Origin of the sequence: Mycobacterium sp. OAE908 (genome assembly GCF_017872775.1) — a bacterium.
Lineage (GTDB): Bacteria > Actinomycetota > Actinomycetes > Mycobacteriales > Mycobacteriaceae > Mycobacterium.
On sequence record NZ_JAGGJL010000001.1, the window covers coordinates 1036025 to 1055260 of the forward strand.

Here is a 19236-nt window from a genome sequence, read left to right on the forward strand (position 1 = left end):
AAGCGCCGCGCAGTCGATCTGTGCCGCGTTGCGGGTTGTTGCTGTTGTTGTTGTAGCTGCTGAGCGCAGCCGCGCGGTCTAGCGCGCTCGCTCGGAGCAGCCGTTTCGGCTTGCTCATTCCCGGCCCGTCAACGCAACAGGAGTCTGTTTCATGTCGACCAACACCACGACCACGCAGGTGGATGTGCGTGGCCCCCGCTTCGCCGCGTGGATCACCACCGCCGTGCTCGTGGCTACGCTGCTCGCGGCGGCCGTCAGCCCGCTCGCCGCGGCCGTCATCCTGGGTGTCCAGGCCGTCGTTTTCGCCATCGGCGCGTGGCGAGGCCCGCGTCAGCATCCCTATGGACTGATATTCGCGCACCTCGTACTTCCGCGGCTCGGACCCACCACCGAGAAGGAACCCGTGCCGCCGCTGAAATTCGCGCAGCTGGTCGGTTTCGTGTTCGCTGTCGTCGGCGTCGTCGGATTCGCTTGTGGCATACAGCTTCTCGGCCTGATCGCCACCGGCTTCGCACTAGTGGCGGCATTCCTCAATGCGGCCTTCGGCATCTGCCTCGGTTGCCAGCTCTATCCGCTCATTTCCCGTTTGACTCAATCACCAAGCAACCGAAAGGAATTCGTTCATGGCTCGTAGTGAGGTCCTGGTCAGTACCGACTGGGCCGAGAGCAATCTCACCGCGCCGAACACCGTCTTCGTCGAGGTCGACGAAGACACCAGCGCCTACGACGGCGGCCACATCGAGGGCGCCATCAAGCTGGACTGGAAAGAAGATCTCCAGGACCACGTCAAGCGCGACTTCGTCGACGCACAGCAGTTCTCCAAACTGCTGTCTGAACGCGGTATCTCCAACGACGACACCGTGATCCTCTACGGCGGAAACAACAACTGGTTCGCGGCGTACGCGTACTGGTACTTCAAGCTGTACGGCCACGACAAGGTCAAGCTGCTCGACGGCGGCCGCAAGAAGTGGGAGCTCGACGGGCGCCCGCTGTCGGCGGAGCCGGTGAACCGGCCGCAGACCAGCTACACCGCCAAGGAGCCCAACAACGCGATCCGCGCGTTCCGCGACGAGGTCATCGCCGCGATCGGCGAGAAGAACTTGGTCGACGTGCGCTCCCCCGACGAGTTCTCCGGGAAGATCCTCGCTCCCGCGCACCTGCCGCAGGAGCAGAGCCAGCGGCCAGGGCATATCCCCGGCGCGATCAACGTTCCGTGGAGCAAGGCGGCCAACGAGGACGGCACCTTCAAGTCGGACGAGGATCTGGCCAAGTTGTACGCCGAGGCGGGCCTCGACGGCGAGAAGGAAACCATCGCCTACTGCCGTATCGGTGAGCGCTCGTCGCACACCTGGTTCGTGCTGCAGGAACTGTTGGGACACAAGAACGTCAAGAACTACGACGGCAGTTGGACGGAATACGGCTCTCTCGTTGGGGCCCCGATCGAGTTGGGAAGTTGATATGTGCTCTGCACCGAAGCAAGGCCTGACGTTGCCAGCAAGCGTCGACCTCGAGAAGGAGACGGTGATCACCGGTCGCGTCGTCGACGGGTCGGGTCAGGCGGTCGGCGGCGCGTTCGTGCGCCTGCTGGACGCCTCTGACGAGTTCACCGCAGAGGTCGTCGCGTCGGCCACCGGTGACTTCCGGTTCTTCGCCGCGCCCGGCACGTGGACGCTGCGCGCGCTGTCGCCCGCGGGCAACGGCGACGCCAGCGTGGCACCGTCGGGAGCTGGCATCCACGAGGTCGACGTCAAGGTCGCGTGAGCGGACGCTGAGGCCGGGTTGCCGGCCGCAGCGCAGCTTTCGCTGCGAAAACGCTCCGAAATTAGCTAGGCCGGTCCACCATGGGGTTAGTTCCTGCGCCGCTGCGCGGGGACAACCACAATGAACAGGGCCGATCATGAAATTCGCAATTGGGGGATTCGCGACGACGGTGTTCGCCCTCCTCGCCATAGCAACCCCACCGCTGGCTGCGGCCAGCCCCGACACCGAATTCCTCGACGCATTGGCCAGCAACGGTCTCACGATCCCGCCGCAGGCGCGGGTCGGAGTGATCAGTGCCGGGCACTCCGTATGCCGTGATTTCGCGGCCGGGGACACCTTCAAAGAGACCGTCGCGGACATCGCAGGCCGCGGTCTCGGCGGAAACAAGGGTCTCGCCGCGACGTTCGTCACCACCGCGGCTACCTCGTTTTGCCCGGAGTTCGTGAAGGAACTCGGGTAGTTTCGGCCAACCACGGCCGGCGAGAACCATTGGGGCCTCGGCGGCTAGACTCGCTGCCGTGGTGCTGTTCTTCGAGATCATGCTCGTCGCGGCCGTCGTGGTGATCACGTGGTTCGCGCTGTACGCGCTCTACCGTCTGATCACCGACGAGTCGTGACGTCCGGCGACGACGCCGTCGCGGCGGCAGCCGAACGCGCCAAGACAACGGCGGCCCGCAACATCCCGGTGTTCGACGATCTGCCGCTGCCCGCCGACACCGCCAATTTGCGTGAGGGCGCCAACCTCAACGACGCGTTGCTCGCCCTGCTGCCGTTGGTAGGCGTGTGGCGCGGCGAGGGTGAGGGCCGCGCGGCCGGGCGTGACTACCGGTTCGGTCAGCAGATCGTCGTCTCGCACGACGGCGGCGACTACCTGAACTGGGAGGCCCGTTCCTGGCGGCTGACCGAGAGCGGCGACTACGAGGCGCCCGGTCTGCGGGAAACCGGCTTCTGGCGGTTCGTCAACGACCCGACCGACCCGTCCGAGTCGCAGGCCATCGAGCTGCTGCTCGCCCATTCCGCCGGTTACATCGAACTGTTCTATGGCAGCCCGCGTACCCAATCCTCCTGGGAGCTGGTCACCGACGCGTTGGCCCGCAGCAAGTCCGGAATGCTGGTCGGCGGGGCCAAGCGGCTCTACGGCATCGTCGAGGGTGGCGACCTGGCATATGTGGAAGAACGGGTGGACGCCGACGGCGGCCTGGTCCCGCACCTGTCGGCCCGGCTGTCACGATTCGTCGGCTGATGCGGGTGCGACCGATCGCCGTCGGGCTCGCCGCGGCCGGCCTGCTCGCCGCATGTTCGTCGAACACGCCGCCGCCCCAACAACAACCGTCGACGTCGGTCACGCCGGCAGGCCACGGAAGTCTCGCCCATTGTCTGAGCGAGCATGGTGTGCCCGCGGCGCCGGGTCCGGCCGCCGGTCCCCCGCCTGGCGTCGACGAGAGCACCTGGCGCAGCGCCATGCAGGCGTGCTCGTCGCTGGCGCCGGGTCCGGCGAGCTAAGCCAGCACGGGCGCCCTGCCCGCGTCGGTCAGCCACTGCTGCTTAAACCGGTCCAGCGTGCCGTCCTTGCGGAGGCTGTCGACGGCCCACGATACGCAGCGAGTCAGTGCGCTGCCCTTGTCCAGCACGACGCCGAACTGCTCGATATCACCTGAGGCGCTTGGCAATTGGCCCACCATCAACCCGTTGCGCAGCTCGTTGGCGACGGAGAACGCTGTTGGCAGGTCGGCCACCAGTGCATCGATTTCGCCGTTGCTCAGCGCCATTTTGGCGTCGCCGTTGGTGTTGTACACCTCGACAGGAAAGTCACCGTTCACCGATGTCGCCGCGGTGTAACTGGTGGTACCGACCTGCACACCCAGTCGCAACGCCTTGAGCTGCTGCACGGTCTTGACGGCCGCCGCCGGTGACGTCTTGATCGTGACGACCGCCTGCGTCACGTCGAAATACGGCGAGGAGAAATCCACTGCGGCCTTGCGCTGTTCGGTGATCGAGAACTCAGATAGGTTGGCGTCGAACGTCTTTGGCCCAAAAGCCAGCGCCGTGTTGAACGGCACCCGTACCCACCGCACCTCGTCGTCCGTGTACTTCATCTTGGCCGCGATGGCATAGGCGAGCGCAGCCTCGAATCCCTCACCGCTGGCGGGGTTGTCGCCCATGTACCACGGCGGGTACACCGGTTGGTCGGTGCCGAACGTGAAGATGCCGGGATACAGCGTTCCGAGATTGTCCTTCGTGCACTTGTCTGCCGTGCCGGTGGCGGTCCGCTCGGAGATCGGCGCGCATGCGGTGGCTACCGCGACGGCCGCGACGGCCAGCCTCCACACGTTGCCCATGGGGCGCATCATCGCGCACCCAGCTAACTCACGCCAGCTTCACAGGGATGCTGGGCAGTCGAGCGGGTATTCGCCTCGGCGTGACGTCGTTGCCGTCGTGGGTGCTGCTCTGCGTTTTCCTCCTCTGCGCGATCGTGATCTGGGCGGCCGGCGTCAAATTGTCCGATGCCACCGACGTGCTGTCCCAACGGTGGCACCTCGGGTCGGCATTGGGCGGAATCCTCCTGTTGGCGATTGCCACCAACCTGCCCGAGATCGCGATCACGACCAGCGCGGCGCTGGCGCATCAACTCGACGTCGCGGTCGGCAACATCCTCGGCGGCATCGCGATCCAGACGGTAGTGCTGGTGGCACTCGACGCCGCCGGCGTGCGGCCCCGGAAGCCGTTGACTTACCTGGCGGCATCGCTGACCCTCGTCCTCGAGGGCGCGTTGGTGGTGGCGTTGTTGGTTGTGGTGGTGATGTCGACGCAACTGCCACCGGCGCTGATCGTCTGGCGGGTCACACCGGGTGCCGCGTTGATAGCCGTCATCTGGGCGGTGGGTCTGCTCTTGGTGCGCCGCGGTGACCGGGAGTTGCCGTGGCATGAGGGCGGTCACGCACCGGGCAGCCAGCAGAAGCCGCCCGGCCATTCCGCAAAGACCAACGCCGACAAGGCAACTCAGGGAGGCGTCAGCACGGCCCGGACCGTCACGGTGTTCGCGGTCGCGGCTGTCGCCACCTTGGTCGCGGGCGTCTATATCGAACGCAGCGGCGAAGCGGTGTTCGGGCGCTGGGGGATGTCCGGCGTGGTCTTCGGTGCGACGGTGTTGGCGGCCGCCACCTCATTGCCGGAATTGTCCACCGGGCTCACGTCGACCCGCCTTGGCGATTACAAGCTGGCGGTCAGCGACATCTTTGGCGGCAATGCGTTCCTTCCGGTGCTCTTCCTGCTCGCAGAAGTGCTGTCGGGATCCGCCGTCTTACCGTTGGCGCACCACACCGATATCTACCTCACCGCGCTGGCGGCGTTGCTCACGGTGGTCTACATGGTCGGATTGGTGTTTCGCCCGGAGCGCCAATGGTTGCGCATGGGGCTGGATTCGATCGTCGTGCTCGTGCTCTACATCGTCGGCATCGTCGGACTGGCCTTCATCAGCGGCTAGCCGACCGCAGACATGAAGCGGCCCCCGAGCCGTTGTACCTGGTTGGACAAAACCGAGAGGCTCGGGGGCCGGGTGACTGCGGGGAATTCGCCAGCGCGCGCGGAGGACTCCCCGTGCGCTGCTAGCTCGCAGCCACCTCACATGTCCGTAAGTCAATCAATTGGTCGGACCACCTCCTTCCTTGTGTACGGCCGACCGTACCCTCGCATCCGCACGGCGACAACCGATTTAGCGCACTTTTGGTGTCTCGAACCAACGCACCCGCTGGGCGGCGACGGGCTCGTGCTTGCCCTTGACCGTGACGTGCTCGAGCGGACCGGCCGGTTCGTCGAGAAATCGCGCGAGGCGTTCGGCCACCATGACCTCGCCACTGCTTGCGCAGGACTGCAGCCGGGCCGCGGTGTTCACGACGTCACCGATGGCCGTGAACTCACTGACCGCAGTGCCCCCGCCGATGTTGCCGACGAACGCTTCGCCGTAATCGAGGCCGATACCGAGGTCCAGCGCCGCACCTTCGCGACTGCCATAGCCCAGCCCTTCGAGCAGCCTGCGGGCATGGTCGAGCATCACGTTGGCCACCGTTCGCCGGTCGTCATCCTCGGGTGACCATGAGCTCCCTGCGACAAAGATCGGCAGATAAAGCGCCATGACCTCGTCGCCGATCAGCTTGTCGATCAGCGCTTCCGGGAAGAGCACGTCTTCTGCGACGGAATACAACCGGCGCAGCAGCGCGCTCGCCTCCTGCGGGGAGATGGACTCCGAACGCGTGGTGAAGCCCCGCAGGTCGGCGAACATGACGCCGACCTCTGTGGTGATGCCACCCGGCGGCGCCAGCTCGACGCACGTCGCACACAGCGTCGGATTCTTCCGCGACGGGCGAAAGCCCAGTGGCCGAACCAACCGGCTGCCGATTCCGGCGAACGGCGCGCCGCACATGCCGCACCGCGGGCTGGCCGGCAGTGAGCGTAGGACGCGATGTACCGCCCGCGTACTGGTGATGGTGGAGAACTCGAAGTAGGCCTGCCAGTCGCCCGGTGTCAGCGGCTCTCTCCAGGCCGCCTTCCCGCGTGCCTGATCAGGCGGCGCAACGCCAGCCGCTGCCACCTCGTCAGCCGTTCGTCAGCCGACCCGTCCCCCACCCATCCAGGATGTCGTATGGGTGGGTGCGACGTCAGCGATCGCTCAAGATGGCCTCGTCGACCAGCTCGGCGATCTCGCCGGCCAGCGGCGCAGACGACAGCGGCTTGCCATCCAGCGTATGCACCCGCGCGGCGAGCGTGATGCTCGAGACCAGCCAAACTCCTTGTGCGGCAAACAGATCGGCTGGCCGCAGATTGCGGTAGTCGCAGTCGTAGCCCTTGTTGCGCGCCACCTCGAACAGTGCCTGTTGCGTGGTGCCGCGCAGAATCGGATACCACGGCGGCGGCGTCAGTAGCGCGGGGTTCCCATCGAGTTCGGTCGCGATCACCACCGTCGACCGCGGCCCCTCCAGGACGTAGCCATCAGAGCTGACGAAGATCACGTCGCCGGCACCCTGCTGCTCCGCATGCCGCAGCGCGGCCATGTTCACCGCGTAGGACAACGTCTTCGCGCCCGCCAGCAGCCACGGCATGTCGGACGCCCCTTCGGCGGGCAGGCCGCGCGCCAGCGTCACCGCCGCCACGCCGTTACGCCTGGCCTCGGCGACCCGCGCGGCCAATTGCCCGATTGTCGCGAACGCCGTCGGCGGCGATCCGCTTTCCCTGCCGCGGCTGTACACCAGCCGAAGCACGCCCTCGCCTTCGCCATCGGCAAGCCAGCGTGCTACCCCCGCAGCGACGGCCGCCCGCCACTGCGGCAGGTCGGGCTCGGGCAGATCGGCCATTCGCGCGGATTGCGTCAACCGGGCCAGGTGCGCCTCCAGCAGGCACGGGCTGCCATCGCGCACCAACAGCGTTTCGAAGACGCCGTCGCCGCGCACCGCTGCCAGATCGTCTGCGAAAAGCAGTGGCGCCGCGGGGTCGTGCAGTTGGCCGTCGAGGGTGACTACGACTCCGGGTTGGCTGGCCATGGCGTAGCAGCCTAGCCCGTAGAGTTGAAGGCATGTCCGCAGTTCCCGCGCCTGAGACCGGACCGGACGCAGGTGCCGTGTGGCACTACGGCGACCCCCTTGGCGAGCAGCGCTCGGCCGCCGACCACGCGGTCGTCGTCGACCGCTCGCACCGGGCCGTGCTGACGCTCTCCGGCAGTGAGCGCAAGAGCTGGCTGCACAACATCTCCTCGCAGCACGTCAGCGAGCTCCCAGATGGCGCGGTCACGCAGAATCTGAGCCTCGACATGCAGGGACGTGTCGAAGATCACTGGATCCAGACCGAGCTCGACGGCGTCACTTATCTGGACACCGAGCCGTGGCGCGGCGAACCGCTGCTCGCGTTCCTGCGCAAGATGGTGTTCTGGTCCGACGTCGCGGTCGAACCGGCCGAACTGGCGGTGTTGTCACTACTCGGCCCGCGGCTGGCCGATCCCGGGGTCCTCGAGGCGCTCGGCGTCGATTCGCTGCCCGGCGAAGGCACCGCTGTGGCGCTCGAAAGCGGCGGTTTTCTGCGGCGAATGCCAGGTAAAGGCATCGAGTTGGACCTTGTCGTACCCCGCGAACAAGCCGCCCAGTGGCGACAGCGACTTGTGGACGCCGGGGTCAGGCCTGCAGGCGTGTGGGCATACGAAGCCCATCGGGTGGCCGCGCTGCGGCCGCGTCTTGGCGTGGACACCGACGAGCGGACCATCCCGCATGAGGTCGGCTGGATCGGCACGGCGGTGCACCTCGACAAGGGTTGCTACCGCGGCCAGGAAACCGTCGCTCGCGTCCATAACCTGGGCAAACCGCCGCGCATGCTGGTGCTCGTTCAGCTGGACGGCTCGGCGGATCGCCCGGCAACCAGCGATCCTCTGCTGGCAGGCGGGCGCAGTGTCGGCAGGCTGGGCACTGTCATCGACCATGTCGACGACGGGCCCATCGCCTTGGCGCTGCTCAAGCGTGGCCTGCCGGCGGACACGCCGTTGACCACGGGCGGGCAGACGGAGGTCGCGGCGGTGATCGATCCCGATTCACTACCCCCCGCCGATGTGGTCGGAGCGGGCCGAGTCGCGGTGGAACAGCTGCGCGGCCGGGGGCGTTGAGGTAGTCGGCTGACTGATCGGGCCTGACTCACGGCTCAGCCGGGAGCGGGCCTGCCAGCACGCGACAGCCGGGCACGGTAAAGTGTTGGCAGGACAATAAAGACACACAGATCGGAGCCGCCTAAAAATTGGGCCGCTCCGTTATTGCGCGAGGGGGTACCCCCATGGGCCGCGGCCGGGCTAAGGCAAAGCAGACCAAGGTTGCTCGTGAGCTCAAATACAGCTCACCGCAGACTGATTTCACCCAACTTCAGCGCGAGCTGGCTGGGTCGGACGGCTCTGGCGATCTCAACGGCACCGACGGATCGGGTGACGAATGGGCGCCCGATGAGGACGACTGGCGCATCAAGCCCTAGAAGCGGGGGTGCTGGCCCACCAGGCTGGCACGGGCGCTGTCCTTGCTGCCCTTCTTGACGGTGCCAAGCGTCCAGCAATCCAGATGCCTGGCGGTCAACACGGCCAGCGCGCGGTCGGTGTCCTCCGGCGCGACGACGGCGACCATGCCGACACCCATGTTGAACGTCTTCTCCATCTCCACCCGGTCGACGCGGCCACGCTGCGCGATCATCCCGAACACCGGCGCGGGCGTCCACGTCCCACGGTCGATTTCGGCGACGAGGCCGTGGGGGATGACGCGCTCGAGGTTTCCGGCCAGCCCGCCCCCGGTGACATGGCAGAACGTCCGGACCTGGGTTTCGGCGGCCAGCGCCAGGCAGTCCTTGGCGTAGATGCGGGTCGGCTCGAGCAGCTCTTCGCCGAGGGTGCGGCCGAACTCCTCGACATGGCCCGCCAGGTTCATCCGGTCGATCTCCAGCAGCACCTTGCGCGCCAACGAGTAGCCGTTGGAATGCAGGCCCGTCGCCGCCATCGCGATGATCACGTCGCCGGGCTTGACCCGCTCAGGTCCCAGCACGTCGTCGGCCTCAACCACGCCGACGCCGGTGGCCGAGATGTCGTAGTGGTCGGGTGCCATCAGTCCGGGGTGTTCGGCGGTTTCACCGCCGAGCAGCGCGCAGCCGGCCATCACGCAGCCGTTGGCGATGCCTGACACCAGTTCGCTGACCCGTTCGGGAACCGTGCGGCCGACGGCGATGTAGTCCTGCAGGAACAACGGCTCTGCGCCGCACACGACCAGGTCGTCGACCACCATCGCGACCAGGTCGATGCCGACCGTGTCGTGCTTGTCCATGGCCTGGGCGACGGCCAGCTTGGTGCCGACACCGTCGGTCGATGAAGCCAGCAGCGGTTCGCGGTAGCCGCCGCGCAGCGCGAACAGCCCGGCGAATCCGCCGAGCCCGCCGCGCACTTCGGGCCTGGTGGCCTTCATGGCCAGCGGCTTGAACAATTCGACGGCGCGGTCACCGGCTTCGATGTCCACCCCAGCCGATGCGTAGGAGATGCCGTGTTGTTCGGCTTGATCCGTCATCGACAGCAAGGCTACCGTCGTTGCCCACCCGCCGGTAACCGGTCGATCATCAGCCTTCCCGCAGATCGGCTCGCACGATCACCCCCGGTGTGAGAACGTGACCGACCATGAAAACAGTTCGCTGGTTTGCGTTCGTCGCCACGGCGATCGTGCCGGCTTCAACGGTCCTGTCAGCGCCCGCATCGGCGACTCCCGGCGTCGGCATCGACGCGGTCATCATCTCGCAGTCGACCGTCAACGGCGTGGACTACATCACCAAGGAGATCACCATCCAACCCGGCGGCAGCACCGGCTGGCACTATCACGACGGCCGGGTGTTCGGCGTGGTCCGCGAGGGCACCCTCACCCGCACGATGGGGGATTGCTCCGACGTCGTCTCCCCCGCCGGCTCAGCAGTCACCGAGGAGAGCGGGTCGAATCACGTGCACAACGGCCGCAACCTGGGGCCTGACCCAGTGGTGCTGTGGGTCGACTACATCGAACCCGCGGGCAGCCCTCAGGCCGTCGATGTACCCGATCCGGGCTGCGGCGTCGCCTGAGGACAATTTGGGTATCCGGCGTCGGTGTCTACCGACAAGACCCGCTGCCTGGTAACGGGAGCGACCGGCTACATCGGTGGCCGGTTGGCGCCGGTGCTGCTGGACCGCGGCCATGCGGTTCGCACTCTGGCCCGCAATCCGGACAAACTGGCCGCGGTGCCGTGGCGGGAACGTGTAGAGGTGGTTCGCGGTGATCTCGGCGAACCGGATTCGCTGACAGCAGCGTTCGAAGGCGTCGACGTCGTCTTCTACCTCGTGCACTCGATGGGCACTTCGCAGGACTTCGTGGCCGAGGAAGCCCGCTCAGCGCGCAACGTCGTCGCGGCGGCGCGCCGCGCGAATGTCAAGCGACTGGTGTACCTCGGCGGGCTGCACCCGCCGGACGTCGACCTGTCGCCTCATCTGCGATCGCGAACGGCGGTCGGTGACATCCTGCTCGAATCAGACATCGAGACAGTGGTGCTGCAGGCTGGAATCGTAATCGGTTCTGGCTCAGCGTCATTCGAGATGATGCGGCACCTGACCAACCGGCTGCCCGCGATGACGACTCCGAAGTGGGTGCACAACCGCATTCAGCCGATCGCGATCGACGACGTGCTGCACTATCTGTCCGAGGCGGCCGACGTCACGGTGCCGACATCACGCACGTGGGATATCGGCGGGCCGGACGTGCTCGAGTACGGCGAGGCGATGCAGGGTTACGCCGAGGTCGCCGGCCTGCGCAGACGGCTGATTGTGGCGATACCGTTTCTGACTCCGACGATCGCGAGTTTGTGGGTGGGGCTGGTCACGCCCATGCCTCCCGGCCTGGCGCGACCGTTGATCGAATCCCTGGAAGTCGACGCGGTCATGGCTGACCACGACATCGACTCGGTGATACCCCCGCCGAGGCAAGGGCTCATCGGATATCGAGACGCCGTCGCACGCGCGTTGCGTAACGGACCGTTACCAACCGACCCGCAGTGGGCGCAGGTCGGGCGTTAGGGCCTGCGCAGCGCTGAGGCGTTGTCGTTCTCGGCCTGCAGCGGAATCCCGGTGCGCGCCGCGGTGGTCAGCATCTGCTCGATCACGTTCTTGCCCAACGCCGTTTCGCCGGGCAGTTCGATCGGGTAGTTGCCGTCGAAGCAGGCCGTGCACAACCGCGAGGCGGGCTGCTCGGTGGCCGCGACCATGCCGTGCTGCGAGATGTAGCCGAGTGTGTCGGCGCCGATCGCGTGCCGCACCGCCTCGAGCATCTCGTCCTCGTTTTCGACGGCGTTGGCGATCAACTCGGCGGGGGTGGCGAAGTCGATGCCGTAGAAGCACGGCCACTTCACCGGCGGCGAGGCGATCCGCACATGCACCTCGACGGCACCCGCTTCACGCAGCATCCGCACCAGGGACCGCTGGGTGTTGCCGCGCACGATCGAGTCGTCGACGACGATCAGGCGCTTGCCGCGGATGACCTCTTTGAGCGGATTGAGCTTGAGCCGGATGCCCAGTTGGCGAATGGTCTGCGACGGCTGGATGAAGGTCCGCCCGACGTAGGCGTTTTTCGTCAGGCCCTGCCCGTAGGGGATGCCGGACTCCTGCGCGTAACCGACGGCGGCCGGGATGCCGGACTCGGGCACGCCGATCACCAGGTCGGCCTCGACCGGCTTCTCCTGGGCCAGCCTGCGGCCGATGTCGACGCGGGTCTTGTGCACCGATCGGCCTGCGATCGTGCTGTCGGGCCGGGCCAGATACACGTATTCGAAGACGCAGCCCTTGGGCGACGGCGGGGCGAAGCGACTGGAGCGCACGCCGTCGGCGTCGATGGCCAACAGTTCACCGGGCTCGATGTCGCGGACGAATGACGCGCCGACGATGTCGAGCGCCGCCGTCTCCGAGGCGACCACCCAGCCACGATCCAGCCGCCCCAGCGACAACGGCCGCACGCCGTAGGGGTCGCGGGCCGCGTAGAGGGTGTTCTCGTCCATGAACGTCAGACAGAACGCGCCGCGCACCGTCGGCAGCAGCTCGAGTGCGGCCTGCTCCAGCGTCGCGTCGGCAGCGCCGTGGGCCAGCAGGGCGCCAAGGATGTCGGAGTCGGTCGTGGCTGCGGGCGCGCCACGCGTCCCCAGCAGCCCGGCATCGCGGGCGCGGGCAGCCAGTTCGGTGCCGTTGACCAAGTTGCCGTTGTGGCCGAGCGCGACGCCGGTACCGGCGGCGGTGTTACGGAAGACCGGCTGGGCGTTCTCCCAGGTCGTGGAGCCGCTGGTGGAATAACGACAGTGGCCGATGGCGACGTGGCCCTCCATGGCGGCCAGCGTCTGCTCATCGAAGACCTGGCTGACCAGGCCGAGGTCCTTGAACACGAGCACCTGCGAGCCGTCGGCGACGGCGATGCCCGCCGCCTCCTGGCCGCGGTGCTGAAGCGCGTACAGGCCGTAGTAGGTGAGTTTGGCGACTTCTTCACCCGGCGCCCAGACGCCGAATACGCCACACTCTTCGCGGGGTTCTGGATCGGTCTGCTGCTGGCCGGTCACAATATGGCTGCTCCCAGGGCGGGGTGGGTAGACGTGTTCAGTCTACGGCTACCACCGAGTAATCACGGAATCGCGGCAAAGTGTCGCGCAACACATCAACAAACTGCCGGCCCCAGACATTTCCGCATCTCCGTTACCGACCGTCGATTGTGACCAAGGGCAACCACTGCCCGATCTCAGTTGCGCGCGACCCGGACAACTGCACAGCGCCTGTGGCGGCGGCGTCGGCGACGTCGAGCAGTCCGGCGGCGAGCAACAGCCAGGTGCGTGGATCGGTTTCGACGACGTTGGGCGGATTGCCGCGCCGATGCTCGGGCCCCGAAATGCATTGCACCGCAATGAACGGCGGCACACGGACTTCCACGCTGGCGCCCGGTGCCATGGCAGCCAGGGTGCGCGCGGTCAACCGCACCGCCTCGCCGAGCTCGGATCGGCCCGGTTCGGAGCGGTTGGGATCGTGCAACCACTCGGCGACGGCTGACACCGCGGCGCGGGTCTTCGCCGGATCGACACTGCGGCGGGCGGCCATACCTTAGATTCTCAAAGTGCATGTCGACCGCCACCGGCCGCCCTACAAAACAGCCGGTGCGGTCCTTCTGGTGATCGTCGCGGCGGTTGCATCCTTCATCTATCTGGAATTCCGCGGCGCGCTGTCCGGAAAGACTCAGTTGACTCTGCTGTCGCCGCGGGCGGGCCTCGTCGTCGAGCCCGGCGCGAAGGTGACCTACAACGGTGTCGAGATCGGTCGCGTTACCCGAATCGCCATGACCGACGAACGTGGCGCCCCGATGGCCAGGATGACGCTCGACGTGAAACCCGGCTACATTCAATACATTCCGGTCAATGTCGCGGTCGAGATCCAGGCTACGACAGTGTTCGGCAACAAGTACATCTCGTTCAGCTCACCGGAAAACCCTTCACCGCAACGTATTTCGTCTCACGACGTGATCGACGCAACGGGCGTGAGCACAGAATTCAACACGTTGTTCGAGACGGTCACGGCGATCGCCGAGCAGGTGGATCCGATCAAGCTCAATCAGACGCTGGCCGCCGCCGCCGAGGCAATCACCGGGCTTGGTGACCGGTTCGGGCAGTCGCTGCAGAACGGCAACGAGATCCTCGACGACCTCAATCCGCAGCTGCCGCAAATCAATGAGGACACTCGCGAATTGGCCGATCTTGCCGACGTCTATGCCAACGCATCCCCCGACTTGTGGAACGGGCTGGACAACGCGGTACGGACCGCGCAGACCTTCAATGAGCACAGCACCGACATCGATCAGGCGCTGATGGCCGCTGTCGGGTTCGCCAACGACGCCGCCGACAGCTTCGAACGCGGCGAGCCGTATCTGGTCCGTGGCGCCGCCGACCTGGTTCCCACGACGCAACTCCTCGACACGTACCAGGGCGAGATCTTTTGCACCATCCGCAAGTTCTCGAACGTCCAGAAGCGCTCGGCGGCGGTGCTCGGCGGCAACGGCTACTCGCTGGCCTCAGCGTCGGGCGTGCTGGCGGGAGCGGGCAATCCGTACGTCTATCCGGACAACCTGCCGCGGGTGAACGCCCGCGGCGGTCCCGAGGGGCGGCCCGGCTGCTGGCAGGACATCAGCCGAAACCTGTGGCCCGCGCCGTACCTGGTGATGGACACCGGCGCATCCATCGCGCCGTACAACCACGTCGAGCTCGCCCAGCCGTTGTTGGTCGACTACGTCTGGGGCAGACAGGTCGGCGAGTACACGATCAACCCATGACGGTTGACCTCAAGAATTGTTGAGGTTCTACGTTGGGGTCATGACGTTCAAACCGCATGAACTCGACTTCCTGAAGCAGGCCGAACTGGGCCGGCTGGCGACCATCCAGCCCGATGGCACACCACAGAACAGCCCGGTGGGGTTCAGCTACAACGAAGAACTTGGCACCATCGACATTGCGGGCTATCGGATGTCGAAGAGCCAGAAGTTCCGCAACATCGCTCACAACAACAAGGTGGCGTTCGTCGTCGACGACATCACCTCACGCGACCCGTGGCGGGTGCGCTGCCTGGAAATCCGCGGCACAGCCGAACAGGCCGAGATCCCGCCTTCACACGGCGCAGCAGGCGACGAACTCGACACCGCGATCATCCGGGTGACGCCGCGGCGCATCATCAGCTTCGGCATCGACGATCAACTCAGCGAGCCCCATCAGCTACAGGCGGACCGTCGCGACGTCTAATTCTTACGCGTCGGTGCCTAACGCACCAAATGGTGCCTACTTGCGGTTCCCGCAGTGGCACCTAATGTGGAAAGCCCCCTGCCACAACGCAATAGATGGAGCGCGCCCCAAATGGCCACCTTGAGCTTCGGAGTGATGCTGTACCCGGACGCCTCACTGTTGGAGCTGCCCAAGCAGTTCCGCTGGCTGGAAGAACTCGGTTTCGACCAAGTTTTCCTACCCGACCACAGCTCGGATCTGCGTGATCGTGACGGTGCCTGGTTCGATGGCTGGAGCGTGCTGCCGCTGGCCGCCGAGGCCACCGAACGCATCCGCATCGGCACACTGGTCAGCAATCCGATCCTGCGACCTGCCGCGACGTTGGCCCGGCAGGCGCTCACCGTCGATCACTTATCGGGCGGGCGCCTGGACCTTGGCATCGGGGCCGGGCTGTTCGAATGGGACCACCACGCCGTCGGCGAGGAGCCGTGGTCGCCGCGCGAACGAGCCGGCCGCTTCGCGGACTACGTTGCGATTCTCGACGGCATACTGCGCGGCGACGAAGAGCGCTTCACGCACAACGGTGAATGGCTTTGGGCAAAAGACGTTCCGACCACCCCGCAATCAATCCAACGACCGCGTCCGACCCTTATCACGGGCGGTCAATCACCGACCGTCTTGCGCATCACCGCCGAGCGCGCCGACGTCTGGAACACCATCGGCCCCATCACCGACGACGCCGACGACATCGTCGCGGTCACAGCTCGCCAGAACAAACTGCTCGATGAGCTCTGCGTGGCCAACGGCAGGGAGCCGACGTCGTTGCGGCGGTCGTACACCCCGTTCGGGCCGTTCGACTTCTGGCACCAGCCAATCTCTTTCGAGGCGCTGGTCGACCAATTCAGCGCGATCGGCATGACGGAGTTCGTCTTCGAGATGCCGCCAAGCACCCGCATCGCCGAGTTCGAAAAGCTGGCCGGCCACACCATTCCGGCAATGCGTGGTTGAGCCGCATCACCTCAGTCGGGAAAACCGAAGAGCTTGACCACACCGTGGTCGCGGCCGGCGGTGTAGCCGCCGTCCACCGCGATCGCCTGGCCCGTCACGAACGACGCGTCAAGGGAGACAAGGAAAGCCGCAACCGCGGCGATCTCGTCGGGTTGACCTCGGCGGCCCAGCGCATGTTCCTCGGTGATGGAGCGCAGTGGGCCCTCCATTCCGTCCAGGCCCATCACGCTGGCGAGCATCGGCGTGTCAATGAAGCCGGGGCAGATGGCATTTGCCCGAATTCCACTCGGACCATAGTCCAGCGCAATGTTTTTCGTGAGCAACACGACGCCGCCCTTCGAGGCGTTGTATACGCTGCCGCCCGCGGTCCCCTCCAGGCCCTCGACGCTGGCGAGCGTGACGATCGAGCCGCGCTCGCCGTCCACCCGTGGCTGCTCGATCATTCTGGCCACCGCTGCCTTGGCGACCAAGAACGTCCCGGTCAGGTTGATTCCGATCACGCGTTCCCATTCGGACTGCGGCAGCAGATGGATGGGACCGCCACCGGCCACGCCAGCGGAGTGAACGACGCCGTCGAGTCGATCAGGAACCGCGGTGAACACCGAGCCGACCGCGGATTCGTCGCTGATGTCGGCCGCCACGAACTCGAACCGCGCACCGAGATCGTCTGGCGGGGCGGCCAAGTCGGTGCCGATCACGGTGCCGCCCTCGGCCAACAGCCGACGCGCGGTCGCAAGACCGATGCCCGACGCGACTCCGGTGACGACGAATGTGCGCGAGCTCGCGCGATCAGCGCTGACCATTGGTAGACCCTAGCTGCCTGGCGCGCCGTTGCACGCCAAGAGCGGCCAGTCCGGCTGCCTGGTTCACAGCCAGGTGCGCCAGCATCGGCGCGGCCAGGCTGCCGGACCGCCTGTGCAGCCAGCCGAACAACCAGCCCCCGATGCCGGTGAACAGCACGGTGCCCAGCACCGGTTGGCCGGTGACCCGGGCATCGACGATGTGCCACAACCCGAACGCCGCGGCTTGCAACAGCCGGCCGCGCGTCGCGCCGAACGCCTCTTCGGCGACGGCGCCAAGCGTGGCGCGGTAGGCGGCTTCCTCGGGCCATACCGTGCCGATCGGAATGCTCAGCAGCAGCCAGCGGGCGGGATGCTCGGGTAGCTCGCGCGCAGCCATCGCCCGGCGCACGGGCGGCAACGCACTGGTCGCGAAGACACCGAGCGCCGCGACGGCGCCTGCCGCAGAGCCGTACCGGATGCCCGACCACAACGCCGGCGGGCGCAGGCCCAGCGGCGAGCCGGTTGCTGCGACGAGCCCGGTGCCAAGCGCCGCGTTGGGAATCGGATGCCAGCGCACTCGCGGTGCGGCAAAGCTCCACCCCACCATTGCCGCAGCCAGGCCGACCGCGCGTAATTTACTGGGCCGCATCAGTATTCGGGCCCGTCTTCGGCTTCCGTCTTCTCCAGTGCGATGCGGATGCGTTCGGTGTCGTGCTGCGTCCAGCCGTCGGGCGGGGCGACGGCGGCCCAGCCGTCGAGCACGAAGTCGCCGTAGTTGTGGCCGTGTCCACCGGGAACCGACGAGGCGTTCGTCATGTCCGCGGCCACCTGCCAGAACGTGATGATCGGATACCAGCGCATCGACGAGGTGCGGTCGCGGCCCGGCGGTTCCCTCAACCAGTCTGGGCGGTCGAACAGCAGATCCTGCGACCACCACACGATCGGGTCCGACGGATGCTGCAGAAACAGCACCCGGGTGCCCTCCCATGGCGACATCGTGTCGCTGTGAATCTCGTTGGCGTCGACGCCTTGTGAGAACCGCACGGTGCGCCCGTTGTCGTAGCGTGGGTTCACCGCCGTGGTGCCGGGATCGCGCCGCGCGATGATGCCGCTCCAGATCGGGCTGGCGTTGGGTGGCCCGACCCACAGCACCGACGAGAAGCCCATCCGCGAGATGTCCGGCAACCAGTCGAACGCGCCCTGCCCCGCCATCGAACCGAGGCTTTCGCCGTAGAGCACCAGCTTGGGCCGGTGATCGGGCGGCAGCTTGCTCCACCGATCGTGGATCGCTTCGATCATCATCCTGCCGGAACGCATCGACTTTTCTTCGTCGCCCAGAAACGAAATCCAGCTCGGCAGAAAGGAATACTGCGACCCGACGAGCGCGGTGTCGCCGTTGTACATCATCTCCAGAGCTCGCGCGGCAATCGGGTTGATCCACCCGGTGCCGGTAGTCGGGACGATGACGAGCAGCTTGCGGTCGAAAGCCCCGGTGCGCTCGAGTTCGCTCAGCAGCACCGCCATTCGACTCTCGTCGTCGTCGGCGGTGTTCAGGCCGACGTAAACGCGTACCGGCTCCTTGGCGGGTTTACCGTTGAGCCGGGTGAGCTCGTCGGCGTGCGGACCAGTGGCGACGAAGTTGCGACCCTGGAAGCCGAGCGTGTCCCACGGCGCGAAAGATGTTGGGCTGCCGGAACGTTCAGGCTGCTGCGGCTGCACGATCCCCTCGCGGGTGGTGGTGTTCTGCGGCTGGAACACCCGGTTGGCGCCTGCCAGGAACCCGCGGACCAGCACACCGTTGATCAGGGTGATGGCCAACACGACGACGATCGCGGTGCCGATGAACAACGCCATCTCGTCGTGCAGATGCCAACGCCTGATCAAGAAGCGGGCCATCGTCTTGATGAGGTCGAGCAGCACCCGAGTTACCCCGACGCACACCGCACCGACCAGCACCGCGACGATCAGGGTGCGCAGGTAACCCAGCGTGTGCGGGCCCTCCATGCCCATCACCGCCGACACCTGACGTTGCCATGCCGCAGCGGGGATCATCATCAGCACACACGCCGTCGCAGATCCCGCGACGATCACCGTTTTCACGGCATACATCGCCCGCCTCGGCGGCGGCCACCACTTGAGGCGACGTACCACGAAGCGCCGCAACATCTTTTCCACGAATGCGCCGATGCCGTAGCCGATCGCCGCGTTGAGCCCACCGATCAGTCCCTGGAACAGCCAGTCACGCGGGAGCAGCGAAGGGGTCAGCGAGAGGCAGAAGAACAGCGCACCGAAAGCGATCCCGGTGAAGTCGAGGTGGACCAGGCTCCACGCCCAGACGAGTAGCGGATGTCGTTCGCGAGGTGCCCCGGTCACCCGAAGC

General features: G+C 66.4%; 23 protein-coding genes. 14 read left to right on the forward strand and 9 right to left on the reverse strand.

All coding sequences use genetic code 11. The annotated features are described in order from the left end of the window. Positions 1-151: 151 nt before the first annotated feature. The 6 genes from J3E61_RS04965 to J3E61_RS04990 all read left to right on the forward strand — a co-directional run bounded on the left by J3E61_RS04965 (position 152) and on the right by J3E61_RS04990 (position 3264). Positions 152-634 carry a DUF4395 domain-containing protein gene (locus J3E61_RS04965; protein WP_210082814.1) on the forward strand — a complete coding sequence of 161 codons (483 nt, stop codon included), beginning with the start codon at positions 152-154 and terminating at the stop codon, positions 632-634. Continuing rightward, entirely contained in the window at positions 624-1457 is an 834-nt protein-coding gene (locus J3E61_RS04970) for a sulfurtransferase (protein ID WP_192724173.1), read from the forward strand. The genes J3E61_RS04965 and J3E61_RS04970 overlap by 11 nt, the downstream gene beginning before the upstream one ends. Position 1458: 1 nt before the next feature. Further along, complete coding sequence (locus tag J3E61_RS04975) at positions 1459-1761, forward strand: DUF1416 domain-containing protein (RefSeq protein ID WP_015309369.1); 303 nt, start codon at positions 1459-1461, stop codon at positions 1759-1761. 136 nt (positions 1762-1897) lie between these two features. Further along, entirely contained in the window at positions 1898-2221 is a 324-nt protein-coding gene (locus J3E61_RS04980) for a DUF732 domain-containing protein (RefSeq protein WP_192724174.1), read from the forward strand. Between the two features lie 108 nt (positions 2222-2329). Beyond that, entirely contained in the window at positions 2330-3004 is a 675-nt protein-coding gene (locus J3E61_RS04985; RefSeq protein ID WP_210082815.1) for an FABP family protein, read from the forward strand. Further along, positions 3004-3264 (forward strand): hypothetical protein, encoded by a 261-nt coding sequence (locus J3E61_RS04990; RefSeq protein ID WP_192724176.1) that lies wholly within the window; start codon positions 3004-3006, stop codon positions 3262-3264. The genes J3E61_RS04985 and J3E61_RS04990 overlap by 1 nt, the downstream gene beginning before the upstream one ends. Here the strand turns inward: J3E61_RS04990 and J3E61_RS04995 are convergent. Further along, positions 3261-4112: an amino acid ABC transporter substrate-binding protein gene (locus tag J3E61_RS04995; protein ID WP_210082816.1), complete on the reverse strand. Its 852-nt coding sequence runs from the start codon at positions 4110-4112 to the stop codon at positions 3261-3263. The two genes, J3E61_RS04990 and J3E61_RS04995, sit on opposite strands and share 4 nt — an antisense overlap. A 68-nt stretch (positions 4113-4180) precedes the next feature. Between J3E61_RS04995 and J3E61_RS05000 the strand changes: the two genes are divergently transcribed. After that, positions 4181-5245 carry a sodium:calcium antiporter gene (locus J3E61_RS05000; protein ID WP_210085435.1) on the forward strand — a complete coding sequence of 355 codons (1065 nt, stop codon included), beginning with the start codon at positions 4181-4183 and terminating at the stop codon, positions 5243-5245. A 228-nt stretch (positions 5246-5473) separates the two neighbouring features. Here the strand turns inward: J3E61_RS05000 and J3E61_RS05005 are convergent, their stop codons facing one another. Together J3E61_RS05005 and J3E61_RS05010 are read right to left on the reverse strand one after the other, a co-directional pair. Further along, positions 5474-6349 (reverse strand): adenylate/guanylate cyclase domain-containing protein, encoded by an 876-nt coding sequence (locus J3E61_RS05005; protein WP_210082817.1) that lies wholly within the window; start codon positions 6347-6349, stop codon positions 5474-5476. 67 nt (positions 6350-6416) lie between these two features. Then, positions 6417-7295: an aminodeoxychorismate lyase gene (locus J3E61_RS05010; RefSeq protein WP_192724179.1), complete on the reverse strand. Its 879-nt coding sequence runs from the start codon at positions 7293-7295 to the stop codon at positions 6417-6419. Positions 7296-7327: 32 nt separating this feature from the next. On the opposite strand from J3E61_RS05010, the gene J3E61_RS05015 reads away from it, so the two are divergent. Together J3E61_RS05015 and J3E61_RS05020 are read left to right on the forward strand one after the other, a co-directional pair. Continuing rightward, positions 7328-8401, forward strand: a complete 1074-nt coding sequence (locus J3E61_RS05015; RefSeq protein WP_210082818.1) for a folate-binding protein YgfZ — start codon at positions 7328-7330, stop codon at positions 8399-8401. Between the two features lie 164 nt (positions 8402-8565). Further along, the gene (locus J3E61_RS05020) at positions 8566-8757 is read left to right on the forward strand and encodes a DUF3073 family protein (RefSeq protein ID WP_192724181.1); all 192 of its coding nucleotides are present in this window, start codon (positions 8566-8568) and stop codon (positions 8755-8757) included. On the opposite strand, the gene J3E61_RS05025 is transcribed toward J3E61_RS05020, so the two are convergent. Then, on the reverse strand, positions 8754-9827 hold the full coding sequence (locus tag J3E61_RS05025; RefSeq protein ID WP_192724182.1) for a phosphoribosylformylglycinamidine cyclo-ligase: 1074 nt from the start codon (positions 9825-9827) through the stop codon (positions 8754-8756). The genes J3E61_RS05020 and J3E61_RS05025 overlap by 4 nt on opposite strands. Positions 9828-9934: 107 nt before the next feature. Between J3E61_RS05025 and J3E61_RS05030 the strand changes: the two genes are divergently transcribed. Beyond that, on the forward strand, positions 9935-10366 hold the full coding sequence (locus J3E61_RS05030; protein WP_210082819.1) for a cupin domain-containing protein: 432 nt from the start codon (positions 9935-9937) through the stop codon (positions 10364-10366). A gap of 24 nt (positions 10367-10390) precedes the next feature. Beyond that, complete coding sequence (locus J3E61_RS05035) at positions 10391-11350, forward strand: NAD(P)H-binding protein (protein ID WP_192724184.1); 960 nt, start codon at positions 10391-10393, stop codon at positions 11348-11350. On the opposite strand, the gene J3E61_RS05040 is transcribed toward J3E61_RS05035, so the two are convergent. Continuing rightward, a complete protein-coding gene (locus J3E61_RS05040) occupies positions 11347-12873 on the reverse strand; it encodes an amidophosphoribosyltransferase (protein ID WP_192724185.1) in 1527 nt (508 codons plus the stop codon). The two genes, J3E61_RS05035 and J3E61_RS05040, sit on opposite strands and share 4 nt — an antisense overlap. A gap of 133 nt (positions 12874-13006) precedes the next feature. Then, positions 13007-13402, reverse strand: coding sequence for a hypothetical protein (locus J3E61_RS05045; RefSeq protein WP_210082820.1), 396 nt, complete (start codon positions 13400-13402; stop codon positions 13007-13009). 16 nt (positions 13403-13418) lie between these two features. Here J3E61_RS05045 and J3E61_RS05050 point away from each other — a divergent pair, with 16 nt between their 5' ends. From J3E61_RS05050 to J3E61_RS05060, 3 genes are all read left to right on the forward strand, one after another. Then, entirely contained in the window at positions 13419-14624 is a 1206-nt protein-coding gene (locus J3E61_RS05050; RefSeq protein ID WP_210082821.1) for an MCE family protein, read from the forward strand. Between the two features lie 40 nt (positions 14625-14664). Continuing rightward, on the forward strand, positions 14665-15087 hold the full coding sequence (locus J3E61_RS05055; RefSeq protein ID WP_192724188.1) for a PPOX class F420-dependent oxidoreductase: 423 nt from the start codon (positions 14665-14667) through the stop codon (positions 15085-15087). Positions 15088-15198: 111 nt separating this feature from the next. Continuing rightward, positions 15199-16074 carry an LLM class flavin-dependent oxidoreductase gene (locus tag J3E61_RS05060; protein WP_210082822.1) on the forward strand — a complete coding sequence of 292 codons (876 nt, stop codon included), beginning with the start codon at positions 15199-15201 and terminating at the stop codon, positions 16072-16074. Between the two features lie 11 nt (positions 16075-16085). Here J3E61_RS05060 and J3E61_RS05065 read toward each other — a convergent pair whose 3' ends face one another. Genes J3E61_RS05065 through J3E61_RS05075 form a run of 3 tightly spaced genes read right to left on the reverse strand, consistent with a single transcriptional unit; the run spans position 16086 to position 19229 of the window. Beyond that, positions 16086-16877: an SDR family oxidoreductase gene (locus J3E61_RS05065; RefSeq protein WP_210082823.1), complete on the reverse strand. Its 792-nt coding sequence runs from the start codon at positions 16875-16877 to the stop codon at positions 16086-16088. Next, positions 16864-17505 (reverse strand): CPBP family intramembrane metalloprotease, encoded by a 642-nt coding sequence (locus J3E61_RS05070; protein ID WP_210082824.1) that lies wholly within the window; start codon positions 17503-17505, stop codon positions 16864-16866. The genes J3E61_RS05065 and J3E61_RS05070 overlap by 14 nt, the downstream gene beginning before the upstream one ends. Then, a complete protein-coding gene (locus tag J3E61_RS05075; RefSeq protein WP_210082825.1) occupies positions 17505-19229 on the reverse strand; it encodes an alpha/beta hydrolase in 1725 nt (574 codons plus the stop codon). The genes J3E61_RS05070 and J3E61_RS05075 overlap by 1 nt, the downstream gene beginning before the upstream one ends. Positions 19230-19236 lie beyond the last annotated feature (7 nt).